The organism is Altererythrobacter sp. H2 (assembly GCF_035319885.1).
Classification (GTDB): domain Bacteria; phylum Pseudomonadota; class Alphaproteobacteria; order Sphingomonadales; family Sphingomonadaceae; genus 34-65-8.
The window spans coordinates 2,751,477-2,776,973 of record NZ_CP141285.1 but is presented as its reverse complement, the minus strand read 5'-3'; the positions used below and the strand labels follow the sequence as shown (position 1 = coordinate 2,776,973).

Here is a 25,497-nt window from a genome sequence, read left to right as displayed (position 1 = left end):
TGTCTTCAGCGCGGCGCCCTGGGGCGAGGGGACGGGGTAAGAAGTGTCAGGTGGCGAATTTCTCGGTTTCAGCGGCTACGGCTTCTCGTTGAAGGACGAGAAAGGCCGGTTCGCGATTCCGGTGGACTTCCGCGCCGATCTCAAGGCCTCCAGCGGCACCAAGACCATCTGTCTCGATGTCCACCCGGAATGGGACTGTGCTTCCGCTTTCGGCTTGTCCCGCCGCGCCGATTTCGATGCCATCATCGAGCAGGCAAGGCAGGATGCGGCAGAATCGGGCAAGCCGTTCGATCGGCTGACCTGGAAGGCCCAGCTCAATGCTTTCGACCGGGTGGCCTTCGATGACAGCGGCCGCTTCATCATGCCGCCTGATCTGGTCGAGACCTACGGGTTTGACGATGCCATCTACTGGCATTCGGTGGGCGACCATATCGTGCTGTTCCATCCGGAAACGCTTTACGAGAGCGGCCCCGCCTTCATGCGTGCGCGGTGCCGCCGGCTGGAGCGGGAAGCCCGGGCCAAGGCTGCGGCCAAGGGTGCGGCGAAGTGACGGCGGCTCCCCACATACCCGTCCTGCTCGACGAGGTGCTTGAGGCGCTTCGGCCAGTCCCGGGCATGACCATTGTCGACGCCACATTCGGCGCGGGCGGTTATACCCGTGCGCTGCTTGAGGCAGGTGCGAACGTCCATGCCTTCGACCGCGATCCTGACGCGATTGCTGCAGGACAGGCGATGGTCGATCACTATCAAGGCCGGCTTGCCCTCCACCCGGCGCGCTTTTCGGCCATGCGGGCCGAGCTGGCGGCGCTTGGGGTCCCCCAGGTCGATGCGGTGGTGATGGATATCGGCGTCTCATCGATGCAGCTTGACCAGGGCGAGCGCGGCTTTGCCTTCATGCACGACGGGCCGCTGGACATGCGGATGAGCCAGGATGGCGAAAGCGCGGCTGACTTCCTCAACACTGCTGACGAAGAAGCCATTGCCAACGTGCTGTACCGCTATGGTGAGGAGCGCCAGTCGCGCCGCGTCGCCCGCGCTATTGTCGCCGCGCGCCCGCTGTCGACCACCGGCGATCTCGCCCGGGTCGTGCGCCGCGCGCTGGGCTACAAGCCGCACGACAAGAAGGACCCGGCAACCCGGACCTTCCAGGCGGTGCGCATCCATGTGAACGATGAACTGGGCGAGCTCGAAGCCGGGCTCGCTGCGGCCGAGGCGTTGCTGACCGAAGGCGGCGTGCTGGCTGTGGTCAGCTTTCACAGCCTGGAAGACCGGATCGTGAAGCAGTTCCTGCGCGAAGGTTCGCAACGGACCGCTACCTCGCGCTATTTGCCCGAAACCGCCGGGCCGGAGCCGGTCTTTACTGCCGTATCTAAGGCGATCCGGCCCTCCGAGGCAGAGCTGGCGCGCAATCCCCGCGCACGGTCCTCCACCTTGCGTTTTGCGCGGCGCACAGCCGCCCCCGCGCGGGAGGCAGCGTGATGTGGGTTTCCGAGAGCCGCCGCCGCCAGATCGGATGGATCGTCATCCTGCTCGCCTGCGCGGTCCTGCTGACCGGGCTGACCTTTAAGGTCAACACGATCAAGAGCCAGGTTCGCCTGGCAGAGCGCCAGATCATTGCCCTCGAAACCGAGAAGCGTATCCTCGAGATCGAATTTCAGGCGCGCTCCAACCAGCAGCAGCTGGCTGACTGGAACCGGGTGGAATACGGTTATGTCGCGCCGTCTGCCGGGCAATATCTGGAAAGCGAGCGCCAGCTGGCTGCCCTGGGTATGGCGCGCGGCGACGGTGCGCCCGATCCTGTCCGCTTCGCCCAGGCCGCAGAGGATGCTCCCGAAGGCCTGTTGGCGATGGTTTCGCCGCTCACCGGTAAGCCGATTGGGGCAGATGAGCCGCCAGAGCCTGCCCCTTCGCAGGAATCGGGAGCAGCAGCCAGGCCCCTGGCCGAGCGTCTCGCCCGGCCCGATCCGATCGGCAACCGCGGTCTGCAGGTGGCGCAATGACGGCACTGGCGCTCAGCACTCCGATCCCCGCCAAACGGAGCAAGGCCGCGACTGTTCGCCAGCACCTGTTGCTGACGGCGCAATTGCGTGTCCTGCTGGTTGCCGCGATCTTTGCCGGGGTGGCGCTGATCGCGGTGGTCCGGATCGGCTATTTCGGCCTCAGCGACCGGGCGACGCGCATTACCTCGCTGGAAGAGGCGCTGCTTCCGCCCCGCGGCGAAATCACCGATCGCAATGGCGTGCCGCTGGCGCGGGCCTTCCCGGCTTATGCCCTGTGGTTCAATCCCAGGGCACTGGGCGAGCCGGACAACCCGCTGGTCCGGACCCCGCAACAGGTTGCGGCCGAACTCAAGCTGGTCTTTCCGGACCTTGATGAAGCAGACGTCGCCCGCCGGCTTGCCTCGGGCCGCCCCAGCTACCTGCGCCGCCGCGTCCTGCCGGAAGAGGCCAACCGGGTGCAGGATCTGGGCGAACTGGCGCTGGAGCTGCCCCGCGAAACCGAGCGGCACTATCCCCAGGGTTCGCTTGCCGCCCACGTGCTCGGCTATGTCGACTCCGAAGGGCGCGGGCATGTGGGGATGGAGCAGGTGCTCAACGAGCATCTGACCGACCCGGCCTCGCGCGCCCAGCCTGTCCCCCTGTCGATCGACATGCGGGTGCAGGGTGCGCTGGAAGATGAACTGCGGCGCGGGATGCTGGCGACCAATGCGGCCGGTGCTGGTGGGATCGTGCTCGACGTCGATACCGGAGAGATTCTCGCGCTCGCCTCGCTGCCCGATTTCGACCCGAACCGGATCGACAGCGACGGTGCCCAGCAGATGTTCAGCCGGGTCTCGAGCGAAGTCTACGAGCTGGGCTCGACCTTCAAGCCGATCACGGTTGCTGCGGCCATCGACGCTGGCACAGTCCGTGATTTCGGCCGCCGCTATCAGGCCAGCCGTCCCCTCGAGATTGGCGGGTTCAGGATCCGGGACAGCCATCCGCTGGGCGCTTCGCTGAACGTCGCTCAGTCGCTGATGCATTCGTCCAACATCGTCACCGGCCAGATTGCCGATGAACTCGGTGCGGAGCGGATGCGGCGGACGCTGATGGATCTGGGCATGCACGAGCGGCCCTATATCGAAGTGCCTGCGCGCGGTGCGCCAATCTGGCCCGGAGACAAGTGGCCGCGCCTGCGCAACATCACCGTCAGCTATGGCCACGGGATATCGGTCACACCGCTGCACCTCGCCAGCGCCTATGCCGCGCTGGTCAACGGCGGTATCTGGCGCCCCTCGACGCTGCACAGGCTGGAGCCGCATGAGGTGCCCAAGGGCCGCCGCGTGTTCAAGGCATCGACCAGCTACCGGATGCGCCAGTTGCTGCGCCTGATTTCGACCGACGGGACCGGTCGCAGCGCCGATGCGCCCGGTTACCGGGTGGGCGGAAAGACCGGCAGCGCGGAAAAGGCTGTCGGCGGGCGCTATTCCAAGCGGCTGCTGGTCTCGACCTTTGCTGCTGCGTTCCCGATGGACAAGCCCCGGTTCGTGATCGTGACCATGCTCGACGAACCACAGGGTACCACCGCCAGCTCGTTCCAGCGCACGGCTGCGTGGAACGCCGCGCCAATCGTAGGCAAGCTGGTGCCCCGGATCGGGCCGATGCTGGGCGTCATGCCGGACGATACCCGCGACGTCGATATCAGCGACTTGCGCCCCCTGCTCCCCGGAGTGGGCGAATGAAGCTGGCCCGCCTCCTGGCACAAGCCGGCCGGCCCGAAAGCGTTGACGGCGCCCTTGACGGGGAGGTGACCGGCTTTGCCATCGACCACCGCAAGGTTGCCCCGGGCACCGTGTTCGGGGCGTTCGCAGGTGCACGCTTCAATGGCGAGGATTACATCGCGGCTGCAGTAGAGGCAGGCGCGATTGCCGTCGTCGCCCGGCCGGAAGCAGAGGTTTCCGGCGCGCTCCACATCACCGATTCCGAGCCACGGAAGGCCTTTGCCCGCATCGCGGCCGGCTTTTTCCGCCCCGTGCCGCCAACCATCGTTGCAGTGACGGGCACCAACGGCAAGACCTCGACCGTCGAGATGACCCGCCAGCTCTGGCGCATGGCGGGCGAGCGGGCGGCCAGCATCGGCACGCTCGGCGTCACCACGCCTGACGAGAGCGTATCCACCGGCCTGACCACGCCGGACATTGTCACCTTTCTCGGCAACATGGCCGGTCTCGCCCGCGAAGGGGTGACTCACGTCGCCTACGAAGCTTCGAGCCACGGACTGTCCCAGTATCGCAACGAAGGGCTGCCGGTTGCTGCCGCAGCCTTCACCAACCTCAGCCGCGACCATCTCGATTACCACGCGACGATGGAAGACTATTTCGCGGCCAAGATGCGCCTGTTCGACGAGGTGGTGTCGGACGGGGCAAGCGTGGTGGTCTGGGCCGACGATAGCGAGTGGGCCGGCCGGGCCATCGGGCACGCGCAGGCTCGTCGTCTGCGGGTGCTCACGGTGGGCGAGCGGGGGGACTTCATCCGCCTGCTCGCCCGTACCCCAACCCAGCTGGGGCAGGATATTGCCGTTCTGCACGACGGGCAGGAACGCAAACTGCGCCTGCCGCTGATCGGTGCCTATCAGGTGGCCAATGCCCTGGTGGCGGCAGGGCTGGTGCTGGCCACTGGCGGCTCTGCCTCTATGACGTTTGACGGCGTCGCGCGCCTCCAGCCCGTGCGGGGCCGGCTTGAACGGGCCGCGATCAGCACGAACGGGGCGCCTGTCTATGTTGACTACGCCCACACGCCCGATGCGCTGGAGGCCGCGATTGCGGCCCTGCGCCCGCATGTGTCCGGGCGGCTGATCACCGTGTTTGGCGCGGGCGGTGATCGTGACCAGGGCAAGCGCGGGCCCATGGGTGAGGCTGCCGCCCGCGGTTCGGACCTCGTCATTGTCACCGACGACAACCCTCGCGGCGAAGACCCGGCGCTTATCCGCAGTGCCGTGCTGGCCGGTGCTGGCGTCAATGCGCGCGAAGTTGCAGACCGCCGCAGCGCGATCGCCGCTGCCATTGCCGATGCCGGCAGGGACGACATCGTGCTGATCGCCGGCAAGGGCCACGAAACCGGCCAGATTATCGGAGCAGAAGAAAACATGCGGATCTTGCCGTTCGACGATGTCGAGGTGGCGCGCGAATGTGCGGGCGGGAGCACCGGTGTGAGCACCGGCGCATGAGCCTGCATCCCGCCCTGCGCCAATGGCCGGTGCTGCCGCGCGACCGGACGGGCACCGCCTTGTGGACTTCGGCCGAGATCGCCGCGGCGACCGGCGGCCGGGCCTCGGCTGACTTTCAGGTCTCCGGCGTCGAAATGGATTCGCGTGATGTGCGCGGCGGCGACCTGTTCGTGGCGCTCAAGGGCGAAACGACCGATGGCCACCGCTTCATCGACAAGGCCATCGCACTGGGAGCCAGGGCGCTGCTGGTCGACCGCCCGGTCGATTTCCCTCATGTTCTGGTCCCTGACACGACCCTGGCGCTTCACGCGCTGGCCCATGCCGCCCGCGACCGTGCCCAGGCCATCCGCATCGGGGTAACCGGTTCGGTTGGCAAGACGGGAGTCAAGGAAGCGATCTTCGCCGCGCTGGACCGGGGCAGCCGCGGCGCCGCGCATCGCTCGGTCCGCAGCTACAACAACCACGTCGGGGTTCCGCTCAGCCTCGCCCGGATGCCGGCCCGCAGCAAGTTCGGCGTGTTCGAAATGGGCATGAACCATGCGGGCGAAATCCGCGCACTGACCGCTCATGTCCGCCCCCATGTGGCGCTCATCACCACCATCGCTCCGGCCCATATCGAGAACCTGGGCAGCATGGAGGCCATCGCTGACGCCAAGGCGGAGATTTTCGAAAGCCTGATGCCCGGCGGTACGGCAGTCATCCCGGCTGACAGCCCCTGGTGCCAGCAACTGCGCGCGGCTGGCGAACGCCTCGGCCACAAGATCGTGACTTTTGGCCGCTCGGCCGATGCGGATGTTCGCCTGCTCGACTCCATCGTTGCCGCCAATGGCGGTTCGCTCGTCACCGCAGACCTTGGCGACACCCGCCTGTGCTTCTCCGTTGCCGAGCCGGGCGAGCACTGGGTCGGCAATGCACTCGGCGTGATGGCCGCGGTGCGTGCTGCCGGGGGTGACCTTGGTGCGGCGGGGCTGGCACTGGCAGAAATGGGAGGGCTCAAGGGGCGCGGTGCGCGCCACCAGTTGCGCGTGCCCGGCGGCAAGGCGCTCCTGATCGACGAAAGCTATAACGCCAACCCGGCCTCGATGCGGGCAACCTTGCGCCAGCTCGGCCAGACCCCCGCTACACGGCGCATAGCCGTGCTGGGCAGCATGAAGGAACTGGGCGATTTTGCCGATGGTTTCCACGCCCAACTGGCCGAACCACTGGCGGAAGCGGGAGTGACCCATGCGGTGCTGGTTGGCGAGGAGATGCGCGCGCTGGCACGGGCACTGGGGAAAGGGGAGGGCGGGGCGCTTGCCGCCGGGCTCACCTTCGCCCATTGCGATAACCCTGCCGAGGCGATTGCGGCGCTGGAAGAGTTCGGGCTCACCGGCGGTGACGCGGTTCTCGTCAAGGGGTCGAATTCGGTCGGGCTTGGCAGGCTGGTGAACCACTTTACGAGCCGGGACGGCTGAATGCTTTATCTGATTGCCGAATGGCTGAACTTCGAGGGCGCGCTCAACCTCGTCCGCTACCAGACCTTCCGCGCGGGCGCGACGCTGATGACGGCGCTGCTGATCGGGCTGGTCATCGGGCCGCGCTTCATCGACATGCTTCGCGTCCGCCAGGGCAAGGGCCAGCCGATTCGCGAGGACGGGCCGCAAACCCATTTTGCCAAGCGCGGCACGCCGACCATGGGCGGGCTGATGATCCTCGTCTCGCTCACTCTGGCAATGGCGCTGTGGATGGATCTGCGCAATCCGTTCGTCTGGGCCTGCCTTGCCGTGACCGTCGGTTTCGGAATCATCGGGTTCATGGATGATTACGACAAGGTCTCCAAGGCCAGCCACAAGGGGGTCTCGGGCAAAGTCCGGCTGCTGCTCGAATTCATCGTCGCCGGGATCGCCTCGTGGATCATCGTCAGCGAGATCAACACCTTCCTCTATGTGCCCTTCCTCAACGATTTCGGCATCGAGCTGGGGTGGTTCTATTATGTCTTCGCCGCGGTCGTGATCGTGGGGGCGGGTAATGCGGTCAACCTGACCGACGGGCTGGATGGCCTGGCGATCATGCCGGTGATCATTGCTGCCGGCACCTTTGCCATCATCGCCTACCTTGTCGGCCGGGTCGACTATTCGGACTACCTCGGCATTCCCTATGTGCGCGGTGCGGGGGAGCTGGCAATCTTCTGCGCCGCGATCATGGGGGCGGGCCTCGCCTTCCTGTGGTTCAATGCGCCGCCTGCGGCCGTGTTCATGGGCGATACCGGCAGTCTCGCGCTGGGCGGGGCACTGGGCGCGATTGCCGTGGCCAGCCATCACGAGATCGTGCTGGCGATCGTGGGCGGTCTGTTCGTGGCCGAGGCGCTATCGGTCATCATCCAGGTGTTCTGGTTCAAGCGCACGGGCAGGCGGGTGTTCCGCATGGCCCCGATCCACCACCATTTCGAGCAGCTCGGCTGGAGCGAGAGCAAGGTCGTGATCCGGTTCTGGATCATTGCCATCGTGCTCGCGATGATCGGCCTGGCCACGCTGAAACTGCGGTGATTACCTCCCCCGCCTTCTCCGGCAAGCGTTACGCCGTTCTCGGCCTCGCCCGGTCGGGGCTGGCGGCGGCGGAGTGCCTGCTGGCAAGCGGGGCGGATGTGATCGCGTGGGACCGGCAGGATGTCGCCCGCGCCAGGCTGGACGGCAGGGCCACGCTGGCCGACCCGATGGAGGCGGACCTGACCGGCTGTGCCGGGGTGGTCGTCTCGCCCGGTGTGCCGCTCAACACCCATCCGATCGTGGGCCGTGCTGCGCAATTCGGGGTGCCGGTCATCGGCGATATCGAGCTGTTCACCCAGGCCCGCGCCAGCCTGCCCGCGCACAAGGTGGTGGGCATTACGGGGACCAACGGCAAGAGCACCACCACGGCTCTCGTCACGCATATCCTGGAGCAGGCGGGCATTCCGGCGCTGATGGGCGGCAATATCGGCTTGCCGATCCTGGCGCAGGAGCCTTTGCCGGAAGGCGGGGTCTATGTGCTGGAGCTGTCGAGCTACCAGATCGACCTGACCCGGAGCCTTGATTGCGAGGTGGCGGTGCTGCTCAACATCACGCCCGATCACCTTGACCGTTATGACGGATTTGCCGGCTACGCCGCGTCAAAGGGGCGCCTTTTCCGGATGCAGTCAGAGGGCCACGTTGCGATCGTCTCGTGCTCGACACCGGCTGCGACCGAACAGGCCGAAGGTCTGAGCCAGCGCGTCGTCTCGATCGACCCGGAACATGAACCGGAAGACCAGAGCCGCTGGCCCGCGCTGCAGGGCCCGCACAACCTTGAAAACGCCAGGGTGGCGCGGGCAATCTGCCGCGAGCTGGGACTGTCCGATGCCGCAATCGAAGCGGGGCTCTCCACCTACGCGAGCCTGCCGCACCGGATGGAATGGCTGGGCACCTACGGCGGTGTGCTGTTCGTCAACGACAGCAAGGCCACCAATACCGACAGCGCCGCACCCGCCCTCGCCGCCTATCCGCCTGATCCGGCGATCAACGGCGGCGCGCCGCGCATTCACTGGATCGTCGGCGGCCTGCCAAAGGAAGACGGACTGGGCGCCTGCGCGCAGCATCTCGCCAACGTGGCAGCGGCCTATACCATCGGTGAGGCCGGGCCGCGTTTTGCCGAATTGCTTGAGCCGCACGTTCACGTCGAGCGCGCCGAACTGCAGTGTGAGGCCACCCGCCTCGCCGTTGCTGCCGCCCGGCCCGGCGAGGTCGTGCTGCTTTCGCCTGCCTGCGCCAGCTTCGATCAGTTCCGCGATTTCGAGACACGCGGCGCGCACTTCCGCAACATCGTCGAGGCGCTGACGAGCGGGGAGCAAGACCCGGCATGAGCGCGACCCAGCCCTATATCCCGCGCAGCGGAGAGCGGGTCTCGGGCCACGACCGGTTCCGACGGTCGCGGATGGACCACTTGCGGGTCTGGTGGCGGGAGATCGACCGGGTGCTGCTGGGCCTTGTCCTGCTCCTGATGCTGATCGGCACGGCGGCAGTGGCGACTGCTTCGGTGGCCAGCGCACGGCGCCTGTCGACCGCAGACGTGACGCTCCCTGACCTTTATTTCTACTGGGCGCACATCAGATGGCAGCTCGCCGGCGTAGTGGTGATGCTGGGCGCTTCGACCCTGTCGCTCGACAACGCGCGGCGGATCGGCATTCTGCTGGCCGGGGCCATGTTCATCCTGCTGGCGCTGGTTCCGGTGCTGGGGGTCGAGGTCAATGGCGCGCGCCGCTGGATCAGCATCGGGATGCGGTTCCAGCCGAGCGAGTTTCTCAAACCCGCCTTTGCTATCGCGCTCGCCTGGGTGCTGACCTGGCGCCTGCGTGATCCGGACCTGCCCGTGATCGGCGTCGTCAGCGGTGCGATGGGGGCTGTCGGCCTGCTGCTGATGCTCCAGCCGAACCTTGGTGATGCCATCCTGTTCGGCGGGGTGTGGTTCGTGATGATCATGCTTGCGGGCGTGTCCTTGCCGCGGCTGGGCGGGTTGATTGCCGGAGGGTTTGCCCTGCTGACGGCAGCCTATTTCCTCTATGACAACGCCCGCCACCGGATCGATGCCTTCTTCGGCGGCGGCACGGAATACGATCAGGTTGATCTGGCGGAAAAGACGCTGCTGGCCGGCGGCTGGAGCGGCACCGGCATGTGGCTCGGCATCCGCAAGCTCAAGCTGCCGGAAGCTCATACCGACTATATCTTCTCGGTCATCGGGGAAGAGTTCGGGCTGCTGATCTGCATGATCGTGGTGCTGCTTTACCTGGCCCTGATGGTCCGCGTGCTGGTGCGACTGACCAACGAGGACAACCTGTTCATCGTGCTGGCCGCAACCGGGCTGGTTACGCAGATTGGCGGGCAGGCGTTCATCAACATTCTGGTGAACCTGCAACTGTTCCCTTCCAAGGGGATGACCCTGCCGCTGGTTTCGTATGGCGGATCATCAACCATCGCCATTTGCCTTACCGTGGGCCTGCTGCTGGCCATCACGCGGCGCAATCCCTTCCTGTCACGCGGCAAGGGCGGTATCCGGGAACGGCTTGCAGAAGTCCTGCCGAAGCGAGAAGGGCCCGGGTCATGAGCAAGGCAAACCGACACTATGTGCTGGCGGCCGGTGGCACCGGCGGCCACCTGATCCCGGCTTTCGCACTGGCCGTGGAGCTGGAGCGGCGCGGGCACCACGTGGCCCTGATTACCGACGAGCGGGGCGCGCAGATCCCCGGCAAGCCCGATTTCCTGCCCGCACATGTGTTGCCTGCGGGGCGGTTCGGCAAGAACCCGCTGCACTGGCCCAAAGGGCTCAGTGCGGTGCTGGAGGGGCGCCGGATGGCGCTGCGCCTGTTTGAAAGCTTTGCCCCCAGCGCGGTGATCGGCTTTGGCGGCTATCCGGCGCTGCCTGCGCTGCTGGCATCGACCTCCGCACAGATCCCCAGCCTGATTCACGAACAGAACGCGGTGCTGGGGCGAGTCAACCGGCTGCTGGCTGGGCGGGTCAACGCAATTGCCACGGCCTATCCCGATGTGGCCCGGCTGAAGGCGAAGCACCGCGACAAGGTCCACCTGGTCGGCAACCCGGTACGCAAGGAAGTGCTCGGTCTGCGGGAAGAGGAGTTTCCCGCCTTCACCGATGACAGCCTGCTCAAGGTGCTGGTGACCGGTGGCAGCCAGGGGGCCACCGTACTGTCCGAAGTGGTGCCCGACGGGCTTGCCATGCTGCCGCCGGCGCTGCGCCAGCGGTTGCAGGTCACGCAGCAGTGCCGTGCCGAAGACATCGAGCGGGTCCGCGAACGCTATCGCAGCCACGACATTCCGGCCGAGCTGGCCACCTATTTCGAGAACATGGCGGCGCGGCTGGCTGATGCGCACCTGTTCATCGGCCGGGCCGGTGCCTCGACCATTGCCGAGCTGACCGCTGTCGGTCGCCCGGCCATCCTCGTCCCCTTGCCGATTGCTACCGACGACCATCAGGCTGCCAACACCCGCGAGTTGACCAAGGCAGGCGGTGCGCGGATGATCCGGCAGCCCAATTTCACCGGCAAGGAACTGGCCAAGCAGATCCAGGTGCTCGCACAGCGGCCCGAGACGCTCGCCACCGCCGCCCACGCCGCCTGGAATTGCGGCCGTCCGCGCGCGGTGGAAGACCTGGCTGACCTGCTAGAGAGTTTCGGCGGCGATGTACTGATGGACGTGATCCGAATGGGCGGCGAGGCGCGCCCGTCCTCATCGAAAGAGGCACTTGCCAGGGACGATGCACGATGAAGGGCGTCTCCACTGATATTGGTACGATCCATTTCGTCGGCATTGGCGGGATCGGCATGTCCGGCATTGCCGAGGTGATGCACAACCTGGGCTACACCGTGCAAGGGTCTGACCTGGCCGAGGGGCCGAGCGTCCAGCGCCTGCGCGCGCGCGGGATCAGTGTCATGGTCGGCCACGCGGCTGAAAACGTCGACGGGGTGGCGGTGGTGGTCACCTCCACTGCCGTGCGGCGCACCAATCCCGAAGTCGCCGCCGCGCTGGAAAACCGCATCCCCGTGGTCCGTCGCGCGGAAATGCTCGCCGAGCTGATGCACCTCAAGAGCACGGTTGCGATTGCCGGGACCCACGGCAAGACCACCACCACCAGCATGATCGCCGCCCTGCTCGACGCTGGCGGGATCGATCCCACCGTGATCAACGGCGGGATCATCGAACAGTACGGCTCCAATGCGCGGCTGGGCGATAGTGACTGGATGGTGGTCGAAGCCGACGAGAGCGATGGCAGCTTTCTCCGGCTCGACGGCACCATTGCGGTCGTCACCAATATCGATCCCGAGCATCTCGATCACTACGGCGATTTTGACGGGGTGCGGCGCGCCTTTGTCGAGTTCATCCACAACGTGCCGTTCTACGGCGCGGCGATTCTGTGCATCGATCACCCAGAGGTGCAAAATCTGGTCGGCCAGGTGCGGGACCGCCGGGTGGTGACCTACGGTTTCTCACTCCAGGCCGATATCTGCGGGGTCAACGTCCGCCCGGTTGGCGGCGGCAACCAGTTCGACGTGGTGGTGCGCCAGCGCGGACAGGAAGACCGGCGGATCGAGGGCGTCCAGCTCCCCATGCCGGGTCGTCACAATGTCCAGAATGCGCTCGCGGCAATCGCTGTGGCGATCGAGATGGGCTGCCCGGACGAGGTGATCCGCAGCGGTTTTGCCAGTTTCGGCGGTGTCCGGCGGCGATTCACCCGCATGGGCGAGGTCGCCGGTGCGACGGTGATTGACGATTACGCCCACCACCCGGTCGAAATCCGCGCCGTGCTGGCCGCCGCGCGCGAAAGCGTGACCGGCAATGGCGGCGGGCGCGTATTCGCTGTCGCCCAGCCGCACCGCTTTACTCGGCTGCGCGATCTGATGGACGAGTTCCAGACCTGCTTCAACGATGCCGACACGGTCTATGTCACCCCCGTTTACACTGCGGGCGAGGAGCCGATCGAAGGCGTCGATGCCGAGGCACTGGTCGCCGGGCTGAAAGCGCGCGGGCATCGCTCGGCGGCCACGGTTGCGAACATGGATGCCCTGGCCGATGTACTGGCAGGGGAAGTCGGCGCGGGCGACCTGGTGGTCTGCCTGGGTGCGGGCGACATCACGCGCTGGGCCGCGGGCCTCGCCGATGCCATTGCCGCGAGGAAGGCCGGATGATGGCCGATACGCTTCCACGGGTGCGGGGCAAGCTCACCGCCAACGCGCTGCTGGCCAAACTGGTCTGGTTCAAGAGCGGCGGCGCGGCCGACTGGCTGTTCGAACCGGCCGACCTTGACGACCTGACCGCTTTCCTGCGCGAGCTTGATCCGGCGGTGCCGGTCATGGCGCTCGGCCTCGGCTCCAACCTGATTGTGCGCGATGGCGGGGTGCCGGGCGTGGTGGTGCGGCTGGGCAAGGCGTTTGCGCAGGTCAGCTGGATCGGCGAACAGACGCTCGACTGCGGCGGCGGGGCGAGCGGGATCCTGGTGTCGTCCACCGCGCGCGACCACAGCATTGCGGGCCTTGAGTTTCTGCGGTCGATACCTGGTACGGTCGGCGGGTTCGTGCGGATGAACGGCGGCGCATACGGCGGCGAGGTGAAGGACATTCTGGTCGATTGTGACGTGGTGCTGCGAACGGGCGAAGTGGTGACGCTGCCGGTCGAGGCGCTGGCCTATACCTACCGCCACAGCGCACTGCCGGAAGGGGCCATCGTGGTCGCCGCGCGGTTTCGCGGACGCCCGGGCAACCCAGATGACATCCAGGCGGAAATGGACCGTATCGCCGCCAGCCGCGAGGCAAGCCAGCCGCTGCGCAGCAAGACCGGCGGTTCGACCTTCAAGAACCCGGCCCCTGAATCTTCTGGCGGCAAGAAGGCGTGGCAACTGGTCGATGAGGCCGGGTGCCGCGGCCTCACCATGGGCGGGGCGCAAGTGAGCGAGAAGCACACCAACTTCCTGATCAACACCGGCGAGGCCACCAGTTCCGAGATCGAAGCGCTGGGCGAGGAAGTGCGCCGCCGGGTGAAGGATAAGTCGGGCGTCAGCCTTGAATGGGAAATCCAGCGGGTGGGACGCGCATGAGCCTCGACCGGAAATACCACGTTGCCGTCCTGATGGGCGGCTGGGCCAATGAACGGCCCGTGTCGCTTATGTCGGGCGAGGGCGTGGCCAAGGCCCTGGAGGCGCGCGGGCACCGGGTTACCCGGATCGACATGGACCGGCAGGTTGCCGCGCGGATTGCTGAAGCGGCGCCCGACGTCGTGTTCAATGCGCTCCACGGGGTTCCGGGGGAAGATGGCACGGTTCAGGGCATGTTCGATCTGATGGGCATTCCCTATACCCACTCGGGCCTTGCCACCTCGGTAATCGCGATTGACAAGGAGCTGACCAAGCAGGCGCTGGTGCCGCACGGCGTGCCCATGCCGGGCGGGCGGATCGTCCGGAGCGAGGACCTGTTCGAGCGCGACCCGCTGCCGCGCCCCTATGTGCTCAAACCCGTCAACGAGGGCTCTTCGGTCGGAGTGGCCATCGTCACCGCCGACGGCAACTACGGCAACCCCATTGCGCGCGACGCCAAGGGGCCGTGGCAGGAATTCGCAAGCCTGCTGGCCGAGCCTTACATCCGCGGGCGCGAGATGACGGTGGCGGTGATCGACGGGCCCGAAGGTCCGCGGGCACTGACCGTGACCGAGCTTGTTCCCAAGTCCGGCTTCTACGATTTCGACGCCAAGTACACCGACGGCATGACCGAGCATGTGTGCCCGGCGCAGATACCTGACAATATCGCGGCGCTCTGTCTGGACTATGCCGTTCGCGCGCACAGGGTGCTGGGGTGCAAGGGGTGCAGCCGCACCGATTTCCGCTGGGATGACGAGCAGGGCGAGGACGGTCTGTTCGTGCTGGAAACCAACACCCAGCCGGGCATGACCCCGCTCAGCCTGGTGCCGGAGCAGGCCCGTCATTGCGGGATGAGTTACGAGGATCTGGTCGAGGCGATCGTGGCCGAAGCAATGCGGGTGCATCAGAAGGGCGGGGGCAAGCATGGCTAAGGTCACGCGCAAGGCACCGGCGGCGCGCCGTGTTGCCGCAGCCAACGGGCGGCGACAGGTGGCACGGCGGGCGCAGGCGCGCACCGGATCGTTCCTCGGATCGGTGCTGGCGGTGCTGCCGTTCACGCAGGAGCAGCTTGAGCGCGCCTTCCTGGCGATTGTCCTGGCGCTGGCCGCAACCCTGGCCTGGTTCGTGGCGAGCATGGCGGGTGTACCGGCCTTGGCGCGGCACCAGCTTGGCGTGGTCGCGGCCAATGCCGGGCTGGAAGTCCGGCGCGTCCGTGTCACCGGCGTCGAGCGGATGAATGAACTCAAGGTCTATGAGCGTGCGCTGGCCCAGCGGGACCAGCCGATGCCGTTTGTCGATCTGCAGGGCGTGCGGCAGGACCTGCTGGGCCTGTCATGGGTGAAGGACGCCCGGGTATCGCGCCAGCTGCCCGATACGCTGGTGATCGACATCGTCGAGCGCGTTCCACACGCGGTGCTCAAGAAGCCTGACCGACTGGTCCTGATCGATGACCAGGGCGTGGAACTGGAACCCGTTTCCAAGGCCAATGCCAAGGGCATGCTGATCGTGGAAGGGCCGGGCGCTGCCATGCAGATCCCGGCGCTGGGGCAACTGCTCGACAGCGCACCTGCGCTGCGTCCGCAAGTGGCCGGGGCCGAATGGATCGGCAACCGGCGCTGGAACCTGACCTTCAAGACCGGGCAGATCATTGCCCTGCCGCAGGGAGACGACCCGGCGGCAGGGGCATTGGTCGCATTCGCCCGGCTTGATGGTCAGAACCGCCTGATCGGCGGCAAGGTCGCCCGGTTTGACATGCGTGTGCCTGACCGGGTGATCATGCGCGTACCCGGCCGGGCCGAGGAACAGTTGCAGGCGAAGGAAGCGAACTGATGGCTCTGCCGCGCATTTCGAAGGTCTTCGCCGCCGTAAACGCCGGTTCGTTCCGCATTTCGGCGATGATCCTGGGCATTTCCGAAACCGGCGAGATGATCGTGCTGGGAACCGGGCACCGCGCCAGCCAGGGCATCCGCCGCGGCTATGTGACCGATATGGCGGCGGCAACCTATGCCATCCGCGATGCAGTCGAGCGGGCGGAAAAGGCCTCCGGCACCCGCGTATCCAGCGTCTGGGTCGGCTGCGCCGGGGCAGGTCTCGCCAGCCAGGTGGCGCGGGTCGAGATCGACATCGGCGGCCGCCGGATCGAGGAAGAAGACATCGAGCAGCTGCTGGTGCTGGCGCGCGAAAGCATCCAGCCCGACGGGCGCATGGTGCTCCACGCGCAGCCGGCCCATTATACGCTCGACGGCGCGCATGGTGTCGCCAACCCCAAGGGCCTCCATGCCGAGCGGCTGGGGGTCGATATCCATGTCATGCTCGCCGATGGCGCACCGATCCGCAATCTGATCGAGGCGGTCGAAAACGCGCACCTGTCGGTCGAGGCAGTGATTGCTGCACCTATTGCGGGGGGCTTCGCCTGCCTTTCGCCGGAAGAGCGGGACCTCGGAACGGCGCTGGTCGAGATCGGCGGCGAAGTCACCAATGTCTCGGTTTACGCAGGCGGGATGCTGCTGGGCCTCCAGCCGATCGCGATGGGTTCGGGCGATATCACCGATGCTGTCGCCTCGGCCTTCGGTATTCGCCGGTTCCAGGCCGAACGGCTCAAATGCGTTTCAGGATCGGCGATCGCCAGTCGCACCGATCACCGCGAAATGATCCCCATTCTCGGACCGGGCGAAACCGGAATGAGCGGTGGGCTTGGCAATGGCGCCGATGAGGGGCGCAGCGCTGCGGAGACAAGCCAGATCCCCCGCGCCGAGCTCGTCTCCGTCGTGACCGAGGAACTCGCCCGGTTGACCGGCGAGATTGGCAAGGCCCTCAAGGCGATGGGTTTCTCCGGCGCGCGCGGCGGGCAGGTGGTGCTGACCGGTGGCGGGGCGGAACTGGCCGGTATGGCGGAATTTGCCCAGACCGCGCTTGGCCGCCCGGTGCGGATCGGCAAGCCGGTTGCACTGCGGGGCCTGCCGGAAGCCCATGCGACCCCCGGCTTTGCCACGCTCGCCGGCTTGTGCCTCTACGCCGCCGAAGACCCGGTCGATATCCGTTCGGTCGGGTCGCGCTATCAGGAGGCCACCCGGTTCGCCCACAAGGGGCTGTGGGGCAGGATTACGCGCGCCATGCGGGAATACTTCTGATGCGAAGGGGCAACCCCGTACTGACCGCTGTGGAAAAGAACGGCATGGCTATGCCCGCCCGATTCGGAATATGTCACAGTAACGCCAAATATCGACTGTCGCAGGCAATCCTGTGGAAGGAACATCCATGAGCATCAGCATCGGCCCCGCGCATTCGGACGAACTGCGCCCCCGCATTACCGTGATCGGTGTCGGCGGAGCTGGAGGCAACGCCATCGCCAACATGATCGCCGCCCAGATCGAAGGGGTCGACTTCGTCGTCGCCAATACGGACGCGCAGGCGCTCAACACCTCTCCGGCTGAAACCCGCATCCAGCTCGGGCCGGAAATCACCGGTGGCCTGGGTGCAGGGGCACGCCCCGAAGTGGGCAAGGCGGCGGCCGAGGAAACGGTCGAGGCCATCCAGAACGTGCTGCAGGGCGTGAACATGGTGTTCATTGCGGCCGGGATGGGCGGCGGCACCGGCACAGGCGCGGCCCCGGTCATCGCCGAGGCCGCCCGTCGCATGGGCGTGCTGACGGTCGGCGTGGTGACCAAGCCGTTCCTGTTCGAAGGCACGCGCCGGATGCGCGCAGCGGACTCCGGGATCGAAGAGCTCCAGCGCCACGTCGATACCCTGATCGTCATTCCCAACCAGAACCTGTTCCTGGTGGCCAAGGCGGAAACGACCTTCAAGGAAGCGTTCATGCTGGCAGACGAAGTGCTGCAGCAGGGCGTGCGCTCGATCACGGACCTGATGGTCATGCCCGGCCTCATCAACCTCGACTTCGCCGACGTGAAGTCGGTGATGGAGGAAATGGGCAAGGCGATGATGGGCACCGGCGAAGGTGAAGGTCCGAACCGCGCACTGGAAGCGGCTGAACGGGCAATCGCCAACCCGCTGCTTGACGGAGTCAGCATGGCTGGTGCCAAGGGCGTGATCATCTCGATCATCGGCGGCGAGGACATGAAGCTGCTCGAAGTGGACGAGGCGGCCAACCACATCCGCGAACTGGTCGACGAGGATGCCAACATCATCTGGGGCTCTGCCTTCAACCCCGACCTGCAGGGCAAGATTCGCGTGTCGGTGGTTGCCACCGGAATCGAGTCGGCGGCAGGGATGCGCGATACCGACAACGATTCGCACGGACTTCGCCTCGGTGGCAATCGCCCGCCCAAGCGCCCGGTGCTCGAATTGCCGGATGAAGATGAGTTTCTCGATCAGGGCGAAGACGCCGGCCTCTCTGCCGGGAGCAGCGCTGCCCCTGAAGCCGAGCCCATGTCTCTGGCCGGATATGACGAATATGGCGAGGAGTTCGATGAAGAGGGCGATGAGGATGTCGACGGCATCGTCGATCCGCTGGGCGGCATGCGCAATGACGATGCGGACGACGGGCTGTCCGGCCTCGCCGCGCCTGCCAGCCTGACCGGCGGTGCCGCAGGCGGATGGGAAGACGATGCGGCTCATGGCAGTGAGAGCGATGATGACTGGGGCGATGCGGACGATCAGGCAACCCGCCGCAAGCAGCCGCTCGACCTCAGTGGCGGCCAGGTTGACGACGGGGCGGAAGCAGAACCGCCTCAGGCGTCTCCCCGGCAGGACGAACTCCTGCTCGATGCAGACCGGCTCGCCGAACAGGACCAGCCGCTTCAGGCCCCTGCCGGAGGACGCCGCCGCGGGCTGGTTTCTGACGGCGACGGGAAAGCCGCAGGCGGCGGTGGCAGCACGCTGTTCGAACGTATGGCCAACCTCTCGCGCGGTTCGTCATCGTCCAAGGATGACGAGGAAGACGATGAGGACGACAGCGCCTCGTCGCTGAGCATCCCGCGTTTCCTGGGGCGGCAGAACAACCAGTAAGGGTGTCAGGCACCGAGCATTCCCGGCGCGCGTCGTTCCGTTCCGGTTCAGCGCAGGTGCGACACACCGGTGCTTTACTACGAGCGGGTACGGCGGGGCGGATTGTCTGCCCGGCCGACACCCGGCTAAACGGGTCATGATGCACGGGAAACTTCTTGTTCTGATCGCCACAGCCGCGCTGCTGGCCAACCCTGCTGCGGCGCAGACCGCGCGCGACGGTTCGCGTGCGGTTGTCCAGCCCTTGCCATCTCCCGCGGTCGGTGAGCTCAATTCTGCCCTGCGCCGCATCTCTCGCAATGCCCGCGATCTCGATGCGCTGCTCGATGCCGGTTTTGCCTCGCTGCGGCTGGACGATGTCGAGGCGGCAGTGGGCTTTTTCACCCGGGCGCAGGAAATCCAGCCGGGCAATGCACAGGCGAAGCTCGGGCTTGCCGGTGCCTACCTGCGCTCCGATCGCCCGGTTGAAGCGATCGAGTTTTACCGGGCCGCCGAGCAGGCCGGTGCTTCAAGCCAGACCATGGCGGCGGATCGCGGCCTCGCCTACGATCTGGTGGGTGACAATGCAGCCGCGCAGCAGGAATATGCCCGCGCGCTGACCGGTGACAATGCGGACGAGGTGCGCCGCCGCCTGGCCCTGAGCCAGGCCATCCAGGGCAACCGCGAAGGTTTTGAGCGAACGCTCTATCCGTTGCTCGAGAAGCAGGATTTTGCTGCCTATCGCACCCGCGCTTTTGCATTGGCGATACTGGGCGAGGAAAAGGAAGCGATCGCCATCACCGAGGCGGTCATGCCCGCCGATCTGGCGGCGCGGATATCGCCCTACCTCAATTTCATGCGCCGCCTGACTCCGGCGCAGCAGGCGGCAGCGGCCAATCTGGGCAGCTTTCCGCGCGCCGCCCAGATCGGGCGGGATGATCCCGCCATTGCCGCTTACCGCGCATCGACCGGCACTGTCCGGTCAGCCGATGCGGCGTTGGCGCCCAGTGGCCGCCCCCTCGGCGGGCAGGCAGTCGCTGCTGCCACCCGCACCGAGAGTGCCGCCCAGCGTCGCCGCCCGGGCCGCCGCGCAAGCCGGGTGGAAGAAGCGCCGGTCCGGGCCCCGGTCGTCGCGACCGTCGCGCGGGCAACGCCGGCGGCAGCACCCGTGGCGGCGCCACCGGCACAGCAATCCTTGCCGCCAGCGCCCGCGCAACCTGTGCTTCAGCAGGCCAGCACCGTGCAGGAACTTCCCCCGGTAGCAGCCGCGCAGCCAGCGCCTGCCCCGGCCGCCACGACTCAGCCCGTTCAGACCCCGGTCCAAACCCCGGCACCAGTGCAGCCACCAGTTCAGGTCCAGGTCGCCACCTCAGCACCGGAGCCGGCGTCTGCTACCATTACCATGCCGCAGCCGGGCTTCGATCTTGCCCGCGTTGCCGGCCCGCCGGTCCCGGCGCAGCAGGATCTGGCCGCCTCCGCGCCTCCGGCATTGCTGCTGCCCGCGACAATGGCGGCGCCTGCTGCAACGCCTGATCCCGCTCCGCAACCAGCCCCAGCGCGGGTCGCAGACGCGTTCGCCGATCTGGCTACCGCGCCTTTGCCGGTTGTCGCCCGCGCGCCTGACGCGGTGGACATCACCCGCATCAAGCCGCCCCGCGAGATCGAGAAGAAGCCGGAACCGGTTGCGGCCAAGCCGCCCCCTCCGCCGTCGCATCCCAGCCGGCACTGGGTCCAGTTGGCCACCGGGCGCGACAAGGCTGCGCTCCGTTTCGACTGGCGGCGCTTCGCAGGGAAGGCGCCCGATGTGCTCGGCAAGCTGACGCCGCACGTCACGCCCTGGGGGCAGGCGAACCGTCTGCTGGCCGGGCCCTACGACTCTGCGCGCGCGGCCAATGCTGCCCTCGCGGCGCTTAAGAAGGAAGGGCTCGACGGGTTTACCTTTACCAGCGAGGCAGGCCAGGCGGTTGATCGCCTTCCCTGACAGCCACCGACGCGCGCTACGGGTTTTGCACAGGGTTTGAACAGACCATTAAGGTTGTCCCCAGCGGTTCCGGCCCCGCCAATGGCGCTCCCCCGCAACCTCGCGGTATCCCGTGGCGATGCCCAGTACCAGAACACCCCCCGCATGAGAGCGGCCGACGACAGCGACTCCGGCGGTCATGACGCTGCTCCGCTCGACATGCTGGCCGCGCTGTTCGATGCGCGGGGCTGGCCGTTCGAATCGGTCGGGGATGATGAGATCAGCGGTGAAATCCAGGGCAGCTGGGCCAACTACCAGCTGCGCGGGATCTGGCGCCCGGAAGACCGGGTGCTGCAATTGCTGTGCCTGCCCGATATCCGCGTGTCCGACGCCAAGCGGCGCGATGCCAACGAGCTGCTGGCCCTGGTCAACGAACAGGTCTGGCTCGGCCATTTCGACATCTGGTCCAATGGCAAGGTCCTGCTGTACCGGCACGGGGTCATGCTGGGCAGTGACGGTTTGCTGGGGCTGGACCAGGCCCAGGCGCTGGTGGAAACGGCGGTCGACGAATGTGACCGGTTCTATCCCGCCTTCCAGTTCGTGCTGTGGGGCGACAAGAGCCCGCGCGAAGCGCTCGATGCGGCGCTTGTCGATGCTGCTGGCGAGGCCTAATCCTCCCCAATGATGGAGGCTGACATGGCGAGCACCCCGATCCTGCTGTTCGGTTACGGCAACATGGCAGCTGCGATGCTGGAAGGTTGGCTGGCCTCCGGGATGGCGGCCGAAGATTTTGCCATTTACAATCCCCGGCTCAAGCCTGCCCCTGCCGGGGTGCAGTTTTGCACGGCAGTGCCGCAGGGTCCGTTCGCTGCGGTCGTGCTGGGGGTCAAGCCGCAGATGCTGGACGCTGTGACGCCGCAGCTTGAACCGCTGCTGGGGCCGGAAACGATGCTGGTTTCCATCCTGGCAGGGGTGGAACTGGCCAGCTTGCGGCAGCGGTTTCCCCGCACGGGCGGAATCGTGCGGCTGATGCCCAATCTCGCCGTGGCCCTGCGCAAGTCGCCCAATGCGCTGGTTGCGCAAGGGCTCAGCACGCCGCTGCGTGACAAGGTCACCGCCCTGGCAGCAGCTCTGGGCAGTGCCGAATGGCTGGATGACGAGAGCCAGTTTGAACTGGTCACCGCGCTCGCTGGATCAGGACCCGGTTTTCTGTTCCGCTTTATCCAGGCGCTGGCGAAGGGGGCGGCGGCGCTCGGGCTGGAGCCGGATCAGGCCGGACGGCTGGCGGTGGCCATGGTTGAGGGTGCAGGGGCTCTGGCCGCCGGATCGCCGCATTCACCGGCCGAACTGGCGCGGCGGGTCGCAAGCCCCGGAGGAATGACCCAGCGCGGGTATGACGTGCTCGATCGCGGCAAGGCACTCGATCTGCTGGTGCGCGATACCCTGCGCGCGGCCCGTGACCGCGGTGAGGAAATGGCGCGCACTGCACGGGGCGAGGGTTAACGCCCGTCAAGACGGCCCGTCCGGTTTTGCTTGAAAACGCGGGCAGGAAACATGATATTGCGGCTACGGCGGCCGTCCATTCTGACGGTCAGCCTCTAAGGAGTTTGGATCGAAATGGCTCAATGGAACGAACCCCGCCCCAAACAGACGGGATTCGGTGCGACCCCCGGCAGCCTCGGCGGCCTCGACGCACGGACCACGTTTGACGAGGGCCTGCGCCGGCATATGCTGGCCATCTACAACTACATGACTTCCGGCGTGCTGCTCACGGCTATTGTCGCCATGCTTACCGCAAATTCGGGCCTGGCCATGACCTTTGCCAGCGGACCGATGATGTGGCTGGTGGCGCTCTCGCCGCTCGCCATCGTGTTCGCCATGAGCTTTGGCGCCAACAAGTTCAGCAAGGCCACGCTTCAGATCCTGTTCTGGGGCTTTGCGACGCTGATGGGCCTGTCGCTCTCCACCCTGTTCCTGGTCTATACCCAGGGCTCGATCGCGGTCGCATTCTTCTCGGCGGCTGCGGCCTTTGCCGGGCTCAGCCTGTGGGGCTACACCACCAAGAAGAACCTCAGTGGCTGGGGCAGCTTCCTGGTGATGGGTGTGGTCGGCCTGATCGTGGCGAGCCTGCTCAACACGTTCTTCTTCCAGTCCGGCCCCCTGGGCCTGGCAGTGAGCGTACTCGGCGTGCTGATTTTTGCTGGTCTGACCGCCTACGATACCCAGCGGCTGAAGGAAGAGTATGCCGTGCTCAAGGGCACCGAGTTCGCGGGCAAGGCCGTGATCATGGGTGCGCTGAGCCTCTACCTCGACTTCATCAACATGTTCCTGTTCATCCTGCGCCTGTTCGGCAACCGCGAATAGTCGCACACAGGATTCGCTTCATCGTGCCCGGGGCGCCAAGTGCGCTCCGGGCATTTTCTTTGCCGGAGAAGCGCGGTAGACAGGATGCTTAAGCGCGGCGAAAGCATCGCGGGCGCACGATTGCACATATGACCGGGAGACGAAACCAGATGGAGCGCACCAATCGCGCAGGCGTGAAGATCATGGCTGTGGCCGCCGGAGTTGCGGCACTGGCCGGATGCGCAACGCCTCCGCCGCCGCCCCCTCCGCCTCCTCCGCCGCCGGTCCAGGCCGAGATCATCCCTTCGCGCCCGATCCCGCCCAATGGCGCGGCCTACCTCATGGCCATTCCTCCGGTTGCGCCCGACGGATCCCGCCTCACCGTCAATTATGGTTTGTCGGATGACGAGAAGGCGTGGAACCTGCGCGCGGCCTGGAACGTGGCTGCGCTCAACTGTGTCGATGCCGAACATACGGCGATCCTGGATGGCTACCGCGCCTTCCTGAAGGACCAGTCTCGCACGCTTTCGGCAATCAACAGCCGGATTGACCAGTCCTACCGGCGGCAGCATGGCGGAACCCAGGCCGGCCACCGGGAGCGCGACAAGCGCATGACCATGGTCTATAACTTCTTCGCCTTGCCGGCAGCACGCGGCGAGTTCTGCAACGCCGCGCTCGCCATGGCCAATGCCTCGCTCGCCAGCCCGAAGTCTGACTACACGGAATTTGCGCGGGTCTATTTCCCCACGATCCTGCAGCCGTTCGACAATTTCTTCCGCGCCTACGAGCAGTACGAGCGTGCCTCGGCTGACTGGGATACACGGTATGGCGCGCGATATGGCGCATCGCAGCCGGGCTATGTCGCGGTCCAGCAGGCTCGGCTGGAGGCCCTGATCGATGCAGGCGGAGGCGACCCCTCGCTGACGACACTTCAAGCGATCCAGGGTGGCGGCTCGGTGGTCGATCCGGAAACCGGGCTGGCCGTGCCTGTTCTGCCGGTTGATCCGACGCAGGAAGCAACCCCGATAATCCAGCCGGTGCTCGATAACCCCAACGGGGCGAACTGACCCGCTCCGCTTCGGGGCGGCGAATACCCTCTTTGCAGTGTGGCGGCATTTCGGTAAAGCGCCCGCTCGCGGCGAGGGCATGACCGTGCCGCTTCAGGACTGGAACGGGGCCGTAGCTCAGATGGGAGAGCGCGTCGTTCGCAATGACGAGGTCAGGGGTTCGATCCCCCTCGGCTCCACCAGTGGCCTGAACTCCGTTCGTGTCGAGCCCCGTCGAGACACTACAGGCGACATCAGCCCTCAGACCCGTTAGACACCCGACATGCATTTCCTTGATCAAGCAAAAATCTATCTCAAATCCGGCGGCGGCGGCCCAGGTGCCGTGTCGTTCCGACGCGAGAAATACGTTGAATACGGCGGGCCGGACGGTGGCAACGGCGGCAAGGGCGGGGACATCGTGTTCGAAGCGGTGCCCGGTCTCAACACGCTGATCGACTTCCGCTACGCCCAGCATTTCAAGGCTCTGCGCGGCTCGCACGGCATGGGCAAGGACCGGACCGGTGCGGGCGCGCCCGATCTGATCATCCCGGTTCCGGTCGGCACGCAGATCCTGTCGGAGGACAAGGAAGAGGTGCTGGCAGACTTCACCGAAGTCGGCCAGCGGATGGTCTTCCTCGAAGGCGGGATGGGCGGGCGCGGCAACGCCAGTTACAAGACCAGCACCAATCGCGCGCCCCGGCAGCACCAGCCGGGAGAGGCGGGGCAGGAAATGTGGGTCTGGCTGCGGCTGAAGCTGCTCGCTGACGTCGGCCTGCTGGGCCTGCCGAACGCAGGCAAGAGCACCTTCATCAACCAGGTGTCCAACGCCGGGGCCAAAGTGGGCGATTATGCCTTCACCACGCTGGTGCCCAAGCTGGGCGTGGTGCGCCACCGAGGGCGCGAATTCGTGCTCGCGGACATTCCGGGCCTGATTGAAGGCGCGGCAGACGGGGCCGGGATTGGTGACCGGTTCCTGGGTCACATCGAACGATGCCGGGTGCTGATCCATCTGATCGATATCTCCGGCACCGATCCGGTCGAAGCGATGCAGGTGATCCAGGCCGAACTGGAGGCCTACGGCGCCGGCCTGGCCGACAAGGCCCGGCTGGTGGTGCTCAACAAGCTCGACCTGGCAGACCGCGAGCTGGGGGAAGGCTTTGCCGATGAACTGCTGGCGGCAGGCGCGGACAAGGTGTTCGCGATCTCCGGCGCCACCGGGGCCGGGGTCGACAAGTTGCTTGACGCAGTGCTCGGCTACCTGCCCGACCGCACCTCGACCGAAACCAAAGGGGCCGAGCGCGAGGACGTGCCCGACGATGGCGGAGACTGGTCGCCGATCTGAGGGGGCTAGCCGCAACCGCGCGCAGGCGA

The 25,497-nt window shown here is 66.4% G+C and carries 22 protein-coding genes and 1 tRNA gene; all 23 read left to right on the top strand.

The genetic code is table 11. From position 1 onward, the window contains the following. Positions 1 to 43: 43 nt before the first annotated feature. On the top strand, positions 44 to 550 hold the full coding sequence (locus U4960_RS13775) for a division/cell wall cluster transcriptional repressor MraZ (RefSeq protein ID WP_324261203.1): 507 nt from the start codon (positions 44 to 46) through the stop codon (positions 548 to 550). Beyond that, positions 547 to 1,479, top strand: coding sequence for a 16S rRNA (cytosine(1402)-N(4))-methyltransferase RsmH (gene rsmH / locus U4960_RS13770; RefSeq protein ID WP_324261202.1), 933 nt, complete (start codon positions 547 to 549; stop codon positions 1,477 to 1,479). The genes U4960_RS13775 and rsmH overlap by 4 nt, the downstream gene beginning before the upstream one ends. After that, on the top strand, positions 1,479 to 2,000 hold the full coding sequence (locus tag U4960_RS13765) for a hypothetical protein (protein ID WP_324263113.1): 522 nt from the start codon (positions 1,479 to 1,481) through the stop codon (positions 1,998 to 2,000). The genes rsmH and U4960_RS13765 overlap by 1 nt, the downstream gene beginning before the upstream one ends. Further along, positions 1,997 to 3,721: a peptidoglycan D,D-transpeptidase FtsI family protein gene (locus U4960_RS13760; RefSeq protein WP_324261201.1), complete on the top strand. Its 1,725-nt coding sequence runs from the start codon at positions 1,997 to 1,999 to the stop codon at positions 3,719 to 3,721. The genes U4960_RS13765 and U4960_RS13760 overlap by 4 nt, the downstream gene beginning before the upstream one ends. Further along, positions 3,718 to 5,205, top strand: coding sequence for a UDP-N-acetylmuramoyl-L-alanyl-D-glutamate--2,6-diaminopimelate ligase (locus U4960_RS13755; RefSeq protein ID WP_324261200.1), 1,488 nt, complete (start codon positions 3,718 to 3,720; stop codon positions 5,203 to 5,205). The genes U4960_RS13760 and U4960_RS13755 overlap by 4 nt, the downstream gene beginning before the upstream one ends. Next, complete coding sequence (locus U4960_RS13750) at positions 5,202 to 6,659, top strand: UDP-N-acetylmuramoyl-tripeptide--D-alanyl-D-alanine ligase (protein WP_324261199.1); 1,458 nt, start codon at positions 5,202 to 5,204, stop codon at positions 6,657 to 6,659. The genes U4960_RS13755 and U4960_RS13750 overlap by 4 nt, the downstream gene beginning before the upstream one ends. Continuing rightward, positions 6,660 to 7,730: a phospho-N-acetylmuramoyl-pentapeptide-transferase gene (mraY, locus tag U4960_RS13745; protein WP_324261198.1), complete on the top strand. Its 1,071-nt coding sequence runs from the start codon at positions 6,660 to 6,662 to the stop codon at positions 7,728 to 7,730. It begins immediately after the preceding gene. Beyond that, positions 7,727 to 9,058: a UDP-N-acetylmuramoyl-L-alanine--D-glutamate ligase gene (murD, locus tag U4960_RS13740; RefSeq protein WP_324261197.1), complete on the top strand. Its 1,332-nt coding sequence runs from the start codon at positions 7,727 to 7,729 to the stop codon at positions 9,056 to 9,058. Before mraY ends, murD begins: the two co-directional genes overlap by 4 nt. Further along, a complete protein-coding gene (locus tag U4960_RS13735; RefSeq protein ID WP_324261196.1) occupies positions 9,055 to 10,296 on the top strand; it encodes an FtsW/RodA/SpoVE family cell cycle protein in 1,242 nt (413 codons plus the stop codon). The genes murD and U4960_RS13735 overlap by 4 nt, the downstream gene beginning before the upstream one ends. Then, positions 10,293 to 11,474 (top strand): undecaprenyldiphospho-muramoylpentapeptide beta-N-acetylglucosaminyltransferase, encoded by a 1,182-nt coding sequence (gene murG / locus U4960_RS13730; RefSeq protein WP_324261195.1) that lies wholly within the window; start codon positions 10,293 to 10,295, stop codon positions 11,472 to 11,474. The genes U4960_RS13735 and murG overlap by 4 nt, the downstream gene beginning before the upstream one ends. Continuing rightward, complete coding sequence (gene murC / locus U4960_RS13725; protein WP_324261194.1) at positions 11,471 to 12,892, top strand: UDP-N-acetylmuramate--L-alanine ligase; 1,422 nt, start codon at positions 11,471 to 11,473, stop codon at positions 12,890 to 12,892. Before murG ends, murC begins: the two co-directional genes overlap by 4 nt. Continuing rightward, a complete protein-coding gene (gene murB / locus U4960_RS13720; protein WP_416379070.1) occupies positions 12,889 to 13,797 on the top strand; it encodes a UDP-N-acetylmuramate dehydrogenase in 909 nt (302 codons plus the stop codon). Before murC ends, murB begins: the two co-directional genes overlap by 4 nt. Then, a complete protein-coding gene (locus U4960_RS13715) occupies positions 13,794 to 14,765 on the top strand; it encodes a D-alanine--D-alanine ligase (protein WP_324261193.1) in 972 nt (323 codons plus the stop codon). The genes murB and U4960_RS13715 overlap by 4 nt, the downstream gene beginning before the upstream one ends. Beyond that, positions 14,758 to 15,663: a cell division protein FtsQ/DivIB gene (locus U4960_RS13710; protein ID WP_324261192.1), complete on the top strand. Its 906-nt coding sequence runs from the start codon at positions 14,758 to 14,760 to the stop codon at positions 15,661 to 15,663. Before U4960_RS13715 ends, U4960_RS13710 begins: the two co-directional genes overlap by 8 nt. Continuing rightward, positions 15,663 to 16,964, top strand: coding sequence for a cell division protein FtsA (gene ftsA, locus U4960_RS13705; RefSeq protein ID WP_324261191.1), 1,302 nt, complete (start codon positions 15,663 to 15,665; stop codon positions 16,962 to 16,964). Before U4960_RS13710 ends, ftsA begins: the two co-directional genes overlap by 1 nt. Before the next feature lie 127 nt (positions 16,965 to 17,091). Next, positions 17,092 to 18,801 (top strand): cell division protein FtsZ, encoded by a 1,710-nt coding sequence (gene ftsZ, locus U4960_RS13700; RefSeq protein WP_324261190.1) that lies wholly within the window; start codon positions 17,092 to 17,094, stop codon positions 18,799 to 18,801. A 136-nt stretch (positions 18,802 to 18,937) separates the two neighbouring features. Further along, positions 18,938 to 20,758 (top strand): tetratricopeptide repeat protein, encoded by a 1,821-nt coding sequence (locus U4960_RS13695; protein WP_324261189.1) that lies wholly within the window; start codon positions 18,938 to 18,940, stop codon positions 20,756 to 20,758. Positions 20,759 to 20,902: 144 nt separating this feature from the next. Continuing rightward, complete coding sequence (locus U4960_RS13690; RefSeq protein ID WP_324261188.1) at positions 20,903 to 21,409, top strand: YbjN domain-containing protein; 507 nt, start codon at positions 20,903 to 20,905, stop codon at positions 21,407 to 21,409. A 9-nt stretch (positions 21,410 to 21,418) separates the two neighbouring features. Beyond that, positions 21,419 to 22,240 (top strand): pyrroline-5-carboxylate reductase family protein, encoded by an 822-nt coding sequence (locus tag U4960_RS13685; RefSeq protein ID WP_324261187.1) that lies wholly within the window; start codon positions 21,419 to 21,421, stop codon positions 22,238 to 22,240. 114 nt (positions 22,241 to 22,354) lie between these two features. Further along, positions 22,355 to 23,101, top strand: coding sequence for a Bax inhibitor-1/YccA family protein (locus U4960_RS13680; protein ID WP_324261186.1), 747 nt, complete (start codon positions 22,355 to 22,357; stop codon positions 23,099 to 23,101). Positions 23,102 to 23,250: 149 nt separating this feature from the next. Beyond that, positions 23,251 to 24,147 (top strand): hypothetical protein, encoded by an 897-nt coding sequence (locus tag U4960_RS13675; protein WP_324261185.1) that lies wholly within the window; start codon positions 23,251 to 23,253, stop codon positions 24,145 to 24,147. A 106-nt stretch (positions 24,148 to 24,253) separates the two neighbouring features. Then, positions 24,254 to 24,329 (top strand) — tRNA-Ala (locus U4960_RS13670). 80 nt (positions 24,330 to 24,409) lie between these two features. Next, positions 24,410 to 25,468 (top strand): GTPase ObgE, encoded by a 1,059-nt coding sequence (gene obgE, locus U4960_RS13665; protein ID WP_324261184.1) that lies wholly within the window; start codon positions 24,410 to 24,412, stop codon positions 25,466 to 25,468. The last annotated feature ends 29 nt before the right edge of the window (positions 25,469 to 25,497 follow it).